We start from the raw sequence: 9151 nt of genomic DNA, 5'->3' as shown, positions 1-9151 counted from the left end.
GTCCAGCAGGAACAGCCGGCCCGGCGTGCGGCCGCCGGCGAGGCGGGCGGCCGCGAGCACCGCCATCGGGGTCATCGCACGCGCGCCGGCGACGGCGCCGATCAGGGCGGAGGGGATCAGTCCGGGAAGCGCCATGCCCTCGGAACACCCCCGCCGGGCTTCGGTTCAGCGACGCTTGAGCCAGATCAACGGCCGCGGGCTCCCTTGGCGCCAGACTGCGTGTCGGATCGTCCCGAAGCGGGGACCGAGGGAGTAGGACATGATCCTGGAGCATGGCGACGTCGTCGCAGTGGTCGATGGCGCGAAGTTCGAGCTGTACCGGAACCAGGGGACCGAGATCGAGCCCGTCCTGTCGCGCCTGCCGACGCCCGTGCTCCGCGAGACCAACAAGTCCGGGGGCGCGCACCACTACACGAGCTCGGGCAATCCGTCGGGCCACCTGCTGGAAGAGGACGCGCACGCCGCCGCGGTGGTCGACTGGCTCAACCAACAGGTGCTCGGTCACAAGATTGCGCGTTTGGTGGTGATCGCCGCGCCCCGTACACTCGGCGAGATGCGGCGGCACTACCACAAGGCGCTGCGCGCCGCTGTGCTCAGCGAGTTCCCGCGCGACGTGGCGGGGCGCGGCGAGCAGGCGGTGCTGCGCACGCTGAAGGAAACCTGAGGCCGGTCGGCCGCTCGCGGCCGCGCTGCCAAGCCGAACGCACACACGAGGGAGCCGCGAGATGTACAAGTCCATTCTCATACCGACCGACGGATCGGAGTTTGCGGGCAAGGGCGTCGAGGCGGGCCTCGCGCTCGCCAAGGCGCTGGGCGCGCAGGCGACGGTCGTGATGGTCACGGAGTCCATCCCGACGTTCGTGGGGCTGGACGGCGGGGCCTACGCCGCCGCCTTCGCCGACTTCGACAAGGACCAGTCCGAGAGCGCCGCCAGGGCGCTGTCGGCGGTCAAGCAGCGGGCCGACGCCCTCGGCGTCACCGCCCGCACGCAGCACGTCGGCCGCTCGCAGCCGGCCGAGGCCATCTTGGCCACGGCCAAGTCCGAGGGCTGCGACCTCATCGTCATGGCGTCCCACGGCCACCGCGGGGTCCGCCGGCTCATCCTCGGCAGCCAGACCGCCGAGGTGCTGGCGCACAGCCCCGTGCCGGTGCTGGTCGTCCCCTAGCGACTAGGCAGCCGCTATCCGACCGGTCGTACGACCTCGCCGAGAGCGTCGTAAGACTCTGGTCGAATTGACGAAATTCCGACGGCGACCCCTGAATGGCGCAGTTCGACGCCATCCAGAGGTCCCATGCGCACCGTCCATTTCGCGCTCGCCGCCGCACTGGCCGTTTCCGCCACGCCGGCCGCCGCGGCCGTCCATTTCACCTTGACCGGCGTGGTTACGTCCGGCTCGGACAACGGCTTCGCCCTTCCCGGCTTCGACGCCCCGTTCGGCACGCCGCCGTACGGCCTCAACATCGTGACGGGCGAGACGTACGGATCCCCCATCGGCCGGACCTTCACCCTGGCGATCACGGTGGACACCTCGCGCGGCGTGCACGAGAGCTACCCCTTCAGCGAGGTCTACTACGGCTCCGATGCCGACAGCCCCGGCGTGGCGGCCTTCACGCTGAACGGGATCACCTACGAGATGGGCCGCTACAGCGACTCCACCGCCTTCGCCGGCCTGGAGAAGTACAACGGGCCTGCCGAGGACAGCCTCGGGGGAAACTTCGTCTCCACGCGGAACCGTCCGCCGATGAGCGGCCCGTTCACCCAGTTTTCCGGCAACCTGAGTTTCGGGCTGGGGCTGCCCGCCGACATCTTCGGAACCCCGGACTTCGGCGAGCCGATTTCCTGGAGCGGGGTCCCGACCGGCGGATTCGGCCACCTGCAGATCGCGCTGCAGAACACCGACGGCTCTCCCGGCTCCTTTGTGACCGCGGCGGCCCGCACCGCGGACCTCTACCTGCGCTTCGACAGCCTGACGGTGACCACGGACCCGATCGCCAGTCCCGGCGGCGTTCCGGAGCCTTCGGCCTGGGCGCTGATGATCCTGGGCTTCGGCCTGGCCGGGACCGCGCTCCGCAGCGGCGTGCGCGCAGGCCGTCCGCGCGCGGTTTGACCGGCTGCAACGCATCCGCTAACGGCGAAGGCTGAGCGCCGCCCCTGAACCCCAGCCTGTCCTTGGACCCGTCATCCGGCCCAGACGACATCGCGCGCCGGGACTGGATCCGGGCCGAGCAGGTCCGCGCGCTCTATCGGGGCAGCCCGGTGGGCGTCACCCTGGGCGGCGTGGCCGCGGTCACGCTGGCCGTCTTCCTGGCTCGCGACGGGCGCATGGCGACCGACGCCGCGGCGATCTTCTGCGGCCTGACGGTGGTGCTGGTGGCCGCGCTCCACGTGCTGTGCGCCGCCTTCCGCCGCCGCCAGCCGCCGGACGCGGCGTGGCGGCCCTGGGCCTTCGCGTTCACGGCCGTCATCGCGCTGCAGGGCGCCACCTGGATCCCGGGCGCGGCCTGGATGACCTCGCCGACCGACGTCGCCCAGACGCTGGTCGTCCTCTTGGTGTCTGGCATGGTGGTGCTGGGCGCGCTGCCGGTCTTCAGCGCCTACCTGCCGGCCTATCTCGCGCTCGCGATCCCGGTGGTGACGCCGCAGGTGGTGCTGGGGCTCTCGCGGACTTATCCGTTCCATGAGGTGCTGTCGGTCCTGACGCTCACCTTCCTGGTGGCCGCCCCGGCGCTCGCCGTCGTCCTGGGCCGCCAGTTCCGCAGCGGCCTGGAGCTGCGCTTCGACAACATGCGGCTGATCGAGGACCTGCGCCTCCAGCGCGAGCGGGCCGACCAGGCCAACCTCGCCAAGTCCCGGTTCCTGGCCGCCGCGAGCCACGACCTGCGCCAGCCCGCCCACGCGCTCGGCCTCTTCGCCGGCGCCCTGGCCGAGCTCCGGCTGTCGCCGCCGGCCCGGCGCCTTGCAGACCACATCACCGGCTCGGTGCGCGCCCTGGACACCCTGTTCGCCGTGCTGCTCGACGTCTCCAAGCTGGACGCCGGCGTCGTGGAGGCGCGGCGCGAGGTCCTGCGTCTCGATCCCCTGCTGGCCCGGCTCGTGACGGACTACGCCGAGCAGGCCGCCGCCAAGGGCGTCGCGCTGCGCCGGGCGCGCACATCGCTGGTCGTGGTCAGCGACCCGGTGCTGCTGGAACAGGTCCTGCGGAACCTGATCTCCAACGCCGTCAAGTACACCGACGCGGGCGGCGTGGTGGTAGGCGCGCGACGGCGCGGCGGGCGGGCGGCGGTCGAGGTCTGGGACACCGGCCGGGGCGTGGCGCCCGACCAGGCCGAGGCGATCTTCGAGGAGTTCTACCAGGTCGACAATCCCGAGCGGGACCGCGACAAGGGGCTCGGCCTGGGCCTCGCCATCGTGCGGCGGATCACGCCGCTGATCGGCGCCGACCTGGACTTCGCCTCGGCGCCCGGGCGGGGCAGCGTCTTCCGGCTGCTTCTCCCGCGGGGCGCGCCCGAAGACCTCCCGGCGCCGGTGGCCGCCGCCCCCGCCGCGGGGGCCCTGCGGACCGGCTTCATCGTGGTGGTCGACGACGAGGACGCGATCCGGCGGGCCATGGCCGCCCTGCTCGCCCGCTGGGGCCATCGCGTGCTGACCGCAGGCTCGACCGACGAGGCCCTGGCGCATCTCGGACGCGGCGACGGCCAGGGGGTTCCCGACCTGATCATCTGCGACGACCGCCTCCGCGGCGGCGAGACGGGCGCGGGCGCCCTGCGGCGGCTGCGCGCCGCCTGCGGCGCGGATACGCCGGCCCTTCTGGTCACGGGCGACGCCACCGCCGCCGGCGGCGAGGGCTCCGCCGACCTCGTGCTGCACAAGCCGGTCCCGCACGCCGTCCTGCGCGCCGCGATCGGCCAGCTGATGCGCGACCGCCCGGCTTGAGCCGCGTCAGGCCCCGGCCTTGCGCACCGCCTCGGCCCGGTTGGCGACGCCCAGCACCCGGAAGATGGTCGTCAGGTGCGCCTTCACCGTCGCCTCGGTGACCCCCAGCCGGTAGGCGATCTCCTTGTTCGACGCGCCCTCGCGGATCAGTCCCAGCACCGCGCGCTGGCGCTCGGTCAGGGTGTCCGCGGCTGCCGGCCCCGGCGCGGCGTCGCCGCCGACCCGGGCCATGAACGGCGGCACGTAGACCTCGCCCGACAGCACCAGCCGGATCGCCGCGGCGAGGGTGGAGGCGTTGGCCGCCTTGGCCACGTAGCCCAGGGCGCCCAGCGCCAGGGCGGCGCGCACGTCGGCCGGCGCGTCCGACGACGAGACCACCATCAGCGGGATCGCGGGGTGGGCCGCCACGAACGCCGCCACCGCCGACACCCCCGTCGCATCCGGCATGCTCAGGTCCATCAGGGTCAGGGCGATGTCCCGGTGGGCCGCCGCGTGGGCCAGGGCGGACGCGCAATCCCCCGCCTCCAGCACCGTCGCGCCGGGCTCCACGCCGCGCAGCACGGCCGCCAGGCCCTCCCGCACCACCGCATGATCGTCGACGACCAGGAACTTCACGCCGCCACCCCCGCGCAGGCCTTCGCTCGTACGTCGCATACGTAGGGTGAATTTGGGGTTGGCGCAGCCGCCACGCCGGCATTCGACGACAGCCCTTGCAAAGCTTGTCGCCCGGACCAATCTCAGAGCTGCGGGACCGGGCCCCTCTGACGATCGATGGCGATCGTGATGTCGGACCGCATAGGCTCGCCTAGGGGTCCGTGTACGCAACTCTCCCCCAAGGGGTCATCAGGCCCTGGCGCGCCTCTCAAGGAGGAGCGGATGAGTAACTCTCGGCCACTTTCGGAGCACGGCCCGGCCCGCGAAGGCGCCGCCACGCAGGGAGGCAGGCGATGAGAGACCTGCTGCTGCATGTGGCGAGCTATCCCGACCCGACGCCCGCCGAAGCGATCGACGATGCGGTTCGGTTCGCCGGGGCGACAGGCGCAAGCCTGACGACGCTGGCGGTCCAGGTCGACCTGAGGGCGCCCAGCAACTACCTGGCGAGCCGGCTGATCAACCTCGGCGGGGTCATCGCCGAGCAGGAGGCGAAGAGCCTGGCCGCATGCCAGAAGGCGATCCGGAAGGCCGACGAAGCGCGGAGCCTGCTGGGAGTCCGGGGCTGCAGCCTGTTGGCCAAGGTGGACCTCTACGCGGTGGGCCAACACGTCGCCGTCCAGGCGCGGACGCGCGACCTCTGCCTTGTGCCGATGGTCGATGGGGCCGACGGCCAGCGGTCGGTCGCCGAAGCCGTGGTCTTCGGCTCGGGACGTCCCGTGCTGCTCTTCCGACCCGGACGCGCGAGCCTCCCGGATGGCGCCCTGGGGACCGTCGTCGTCGCCTGGGACGGAAGCCGGACGGCGGCCCGCGCGGTGGCCGATGCGCTGCCGCTGCTTCGCAAGGCGAAGGAGGTGCGCCTGCTTACCGTCATCAACGACAAGTCCGAGACGACGCCGGGCATTGCAGCCGGGGCGGTTCGCCACCTCCGGACGCACGACATCGACGCCATCGCCGATGAGGTCGACGCCGCGGGCCGCAAGGTGGGCCGCGTGTTCTGCGACTACGCCGCCGAGCATCGGCGGCCCTGGTCGTGATGGGCGCCTACGGCCGCTCGCGCACCAGCGAGTTCATCCTTGGGGGCGCCACCGAGTACATGCTCCGCGACCCCAGCACGCCGCTCCTGTTGTCCCACTAGCCGGCGAGGCAGCGACGCCGACAGACCACGACACGCTGCGGCCGGTGTGGGACGTATGGAGGCGAAGGCGGAAGGGTCCGACATTATGTAGCAAACACAATTTGTCCGAGGCAAGCGCCATCTGATCCGGTGTGATGTGTCATCGGTTGTGATGACAGAGCGCGCGAACACCTTGTCGGGCCTGATGCCAAGCGCGACGAGCTGATCCGCTACCGTGACCGGTCAGAAGCCGACATCCGCGCCGTGATGGTCGATATCGACCACCCAGAGGCGGCGATCAGGATTTTCGATCCGGCGGACACCCCCGAGCCCCGGAGGCGCTACGCGGCCCTCCACAGGGCGCCCAAGGGCCAATCCACCCGATTCGTCCTGCGTGCGCTGCGTGAGGTCTCAGGGCCGCTCACCAGCCGCGATCTGGTGACATGTGGTGCGCGGACCGCGGGCTCACCGCGAAGGCCTCCACTGTGTCCATGCTGCGAAGCGGCTGGGGGCGACCTTGAAGGCGCTGCACCACAAGGGTGCGGTGCGTCAGGACGGCTATATACCGAGGGGCTGATAGGGTGGCGGCTAGTCTGAGCGAGAGTTGCGGCCGAAAAGGTATCCCAACGCCAGCGTCACGAGGCTCACTAGCGCTGAAAGAAAGTCTTTTGGAAGGATCGACGCTTGGTCGGCAAGAACGGGCTTTGCAGGGCTGAAGTAGGCCCAGCCGATTAGTCCCAGCGAAATAATCACGAGAAGTCCCGCGATGTTGCCGGACTTCTCTGATCTCGCACCGAACACATGACCAAACCAACCCTTCTCCGCCTTGAGCGGAGCCATCGGGTCGGTCACGTCCTTCAATTCCTCCTGCGGCTTTTGGCCGGTGTTTGGAATTTCCTCGACTTTGACCTTCCGGATGTCTGCCGGATTGAACTCGTCCGCCCCCGCCAACTCGTTCAGCCTTTCGCGCGCTGAAGGACTTCGCGGAAGTGTTCGCGAATTTCGTCGTTGTCCAAGTAGTCATCGCCCCGCTGGCGCGCCTTGGACCACGGCGTTCCCGGGGCGTGCGTCAGCGCCGACAGTTGCAGGCCGCTGAGGCTCTTGTACTTGTCCCAAACGGCCTCAAGCGCATCATAGAAGGCGCGATCTTCATCGGAAGGGCGATAGGCCTTCCAACCCTCGCCACTCATGTCCTTATCAAGGGCCCAAGTCGAAATCGGGCTGGCCCGATTGCTCTTGAACTGGTGATACAGCGACGCGAGGACAGGGCCGTGACGCCACGCCTGGAAGCGCTCACCGACAAGGGGAGCGCCGTGCATGGCTAGCCAGTAGCCATTGAGGTTGTAGACGAGCTTTTGGACCTTGAGCGGATCGACGTCGCGCACGCCCTCGTTACGCGCTTTCAGGAGAAAGGCGTTCGCAACGTGGTTTGGGCTGTAAGCAGTCTCCGACACGGCGGATGTTCCATTCGCGTTCATGGGCGTTATATAGGAAACGCACCAAGAACGGAATCCCTCGGGGGCGTCACCGTTGCCAGTAGCCCTTCCGCACCCGCGACACCGGGTGCGCTAGCGCCGATGATGTCGCCAGCAGGAACTGTTCGCCGACGGTTGTCCTCACGCCACGCCATTTCCGAGGCGTAGGCGGCGAGGTACGGCCAGCGATGTGGTGATGGATACCGACCTCCGCGCGGCGCAGGCGAGAGAAAACGGTTCTGCCGCATTAGTGCAGACCCCGTTCAGCGAGTAGGCTTCGCTGTGGTTGATGCGCTTCGTCAGGTAACGGACTTCCAACGCGTCTCAGTGGTTGGCTTCGTCGGCGTGCAGGGTGAAGCTGGGGGCGACATTGCCCAGCACGAAGGGCACGCCCTCCGCTTCCGACTTGGCGACGTGCGTCAGCGTCTCGCCGTGATCGGCACGCTCGCGCACCGCGATGACCACGTGACGCTTGCCGGAAGCGTTGCGCCATTTGTAGTCACATTCGACGCGCGTGCATCTGATATAGTGATAAGCCATATCATCGCCGACGGCATCCGCATCGAATACGATGATGAAGATGAAGGATGCGGAGGTGGCCGTGCATGAGGATCGCGATTGGGTGGCCTACACAAAGGGGCTGCTCCGGGCGGAGATGGTGAAGCGCGGGATCAGCTACGCTGGGTTGGTCGAGAAGCTAGCCGCAATCGGGGTGAAAGACTCCGAGGCCAACCTGCGCAATAAGATCAGCCGGGGTGGATTTACAGGGGCGTTCCTGATCCAATGCCTAGTAGCGATGGGCGCGACAACGCTGCGCTTAGACGATTAGTCCTCGTTATCGTTGCCATGGTGGGCGTGGCCTTCGTCGTGGTTGCGTTGGATTGGGGGCGACAGGAGACGGCGCTTAGAGAGCGCGCCTATCCCATACCCCAGCCAGAGTGCTCCAGTGACGCCGAGTGCGCCGAGAAGGCTCTCCAAGTGCAGGCCCGCGAAGCAGCGACCGCCGAGGCGGCCCTTGAGGTAGCGGTTTTCCAACTCGCGTTGAGCCTCGCAGGCGTCATCGCAGTCGGCTTTACGATCTTCTACGCCCATCGCGCGTGGAAAGAGGCCGAACGGTCTGCCGACGCCGCCCATGAAAGCTTGCAAGACGCTCGCGACGACGCCGTGGCGCAAGCTGCACGCTTCTCCGAGGAGTTGGAGATTGCGAGGCAGACCGCGAACGCGGCCCTGAGGCAGGTCGCCGTCGCGGAAGACACCGCGCAAAAGGAACTGCGTGCCTACGTCACGGCGGTGGAGGCATCCATCGGATGGGGCCCAAATCATCACCCTCTCATTACGCTGCGCTGCGTGAACACGGGTCGGACCCCAGCGACCCGAATGTACATTGGCGGCTTCTGCTACCTTGCCGACTCCATCACTGATGTCGGTGCCGCGCAAAGGCCCAAGTACAGGTTTGGAAAATGGAGCGCGGTGGGCGCCGGCTCCGAAGAGAAGGCGATCGCTGTCATCGAGGGGATTGAGGCGATCACCAAGACGGCCGTGTCAGCCTCGCGGCTCTTGGTCATAGAAGGCAGCATCAAGTACGTGGATATCTTCGACGAAGTTTTCGAGAGTGAGTTCGCCTTCTTCTGCATGAGGGCCGAACCTCCCGAAAGCCAGATGGCTATAGTGCCGGGGGACCGTCCCACCTTCCGACATCTCGGGAAGGCGAATTAAGGCGAATACCGTCAGCATCACGGTCACCGTTTCCGCTGACACGCGCCGCCAGATCGGCGGGCGTTCGCACACCCGCAGGTGTGTTTGCAACATAGTGCCGCAAGGGTCGGCGGATGGTCGCGAAGCGCGGCCCGCCGTTGACTCCGCCCCGCCCGTCTGTATAACCGCGCCTCCTCGTCCCCGGGCCCGTCTCGGGGGCGCGAACACGCTTTCAATCAAGAAGAAATACAAAGGCGCGAGACGATGTACGCGGTGATC

Annotated in this window: 11 protein-coding genes and 1 pseudogene; 8 read left to right on the top strand and 4 right to left on the bottom strand. The window is 68.5% G+C overall.

The window, feature by feature from the left end:
- Window positions 1–259 precede the first annotated feature (259 nt).
- From JNK30_RS22950 to JNK30_RS22935, 4 genes are all read left to right on the top strand, one after another.
- Window positions 260–664: a host attachment protein gene (locus JNK30_RS22950; protein ID WP_293486108.1), complete on the top strand. Its 405-nt coding sequence runs from the start codon at window positions 260–262 to the stop codon at window positions 662–664.
- Window positions 665–725: 61 nt separating this feature from the next.
- Window positions 726–1166, top strand: coding sequence for a universal stress protein (locus JNK30_RS22945; protein WP_293486106.1), 441 nt, complete (start codon window positions 726–728; stop codon window positions 1164–1166).
- Window positions 1167–1292: 126 nt separating this feature from the next.
- A complete protein-coding gene (locus JNK30_RS22940; protein WP_293486104.1) occupies window positions 1293–2108 on the top strand; it encodes a PEPxxWA-CTERM sorting domain-containing protein in 816 nt (271 codons plus the stop codon).
- 62 nt (window positions 2109–2170) lie between these two features.
- Complete coding sequence (locus tag JNK30_RS22935; protein WP_293486102.1) at window positions 2171–3934, top strand: hybrid sensor histidine kinase/response regulator; 1764 nt, start codon at window positions 2171–2173, stop codon at window positions 3932–3934.
- 6 nt (window positions 3935–3940) lie between these two features.
- Here JNK30_RS22935 and JNK30_RS22930 read toward each other — a convergent pair whose 3' ends face one another.
- Complete coding sequence (locus JNK30_RS22930) at window positions 3941–4588, bottom strand: response regulator transcription factor (protein ID WP_293486100.1); 648 nt, start codon at window positions 4586–4588, stop codon at window positions 3941–3943.
- A 293-nt stretch (window positions 4589–4881) separates the two neighbouring features.
- Here JNK30_RS22930 and JNK30_RS22925 point away from each other — a divergent pair, with 293 nt between their 5' ends.
- Both JNK30_RS22925 and JNK30_RS22920 read left to right on the top strand, forming a co-directional pair.
- Window positions 4882–5622 carry a universal stress protein gene (locus tag JNK30_RS22925; protein ID WP_293486098.1) on the top strand — a complete coding sequence of 247 codons (741 nt, stop codon included), beginning with the start codon at window positions 4882–4884 and terminating at the stop codon, window positions 5620–5622.
- Entirely contained in the window at window positions 5583–5723 is a 141-nt protein-coding gene (locus JNK30_RS22920) for a universal stress protein (protein ID WP_367118780.1), read from the top strand. Before JNK30_RS22925 ends, JNK30_RS22920 begins: the two co-directional genes overlap by 40 nt.
- Window positions 5724–6290: 567 nt before the next feature.
- On the opposite strand, the gene JNK30_RS22915 is transcribed toward JNK30_RS22920, so the two are convergent.
- From JNK30_RS22915 to JNK30_RS22905, 3 genes and pseudogenes are all read right to left on the bottom strand, one after another.
- Window positions 6291–6653: a hypothetical protein gene (locus JNK30_RS22915; protein WP_293486095.1), complete on the bottom strand. Its 363-nt coding sequence runs from the start codon at window positions 6651–6653 to the stop codon at window positions 6291–6293.
- Between the two features lie 5 nt (window positions 6654–6658).
- Window positions 6659–7180 carry a Panacea domain-containing protein gene (locus tag JNK30_RS22910; protein ID WP_293486094.1) on the bottom strand — a complete coding sequence of 174 codons (522 nt, stop codon included), beginning with the start codon at window positions 7178–7180 and terminating at the stop codon, window positions 6659–6661.
- A gap of 46 nt (window positions 7181–7226) precedes the next feature.
- Window positions 7227–7663: pseudogene (locus JNK30_RS22905) on the bottom strand (transposase); the annotation flags it as partial.
- Window positions 7664–7748: 85 nt separating this feature from the next.
- Here JNK30_RS22905 and JNK30_RS22900 point away from each other — a divergent pair.
- Both JNK30_RS22900 and JNK30_RS22895 read left to right on the top strand, forming a co-directional pair.
- Window positions 7749–8006 carry a DUF6471 domain-containing protein gene (locus JNK30_RS22900; RefSeq protein ID WP_293486093.1) on the top strand — a complete coding sequence of 86 codons (258 nt, stop codon included), beginning with the start codon at window positions 7749–7751 and terminating at the stop codon, window positions 8004–8006.
- A gap of 17 nt (window positions 8007–8023) precedes the next feature.
- Window positions 8024–8893 (top strand): hypothetical protein, encoded by an 870-nt coding sequence (locus JNK30_RS22895; protein WP_293486091.1) that lies wholly within the window; start codon window positions 8024–8026, stop codon window positions 8891–8893.
- The last annotated feature ends 258 nt before the right edge of the window (window positions 8894–9151 follow it).

Origin of the sequence: Phenylobacterium sp., assembly GCF_016793225.1 — a bacterium.
GTDB lineage: Bacteria > Pseudomonadota > Alphaproteobacteria > Caulobacterales > Caulobacteraceae > Phenylobacterium.
This window is presented reverse-complemented; position numbering and strand designations above follow the sequence as displayed.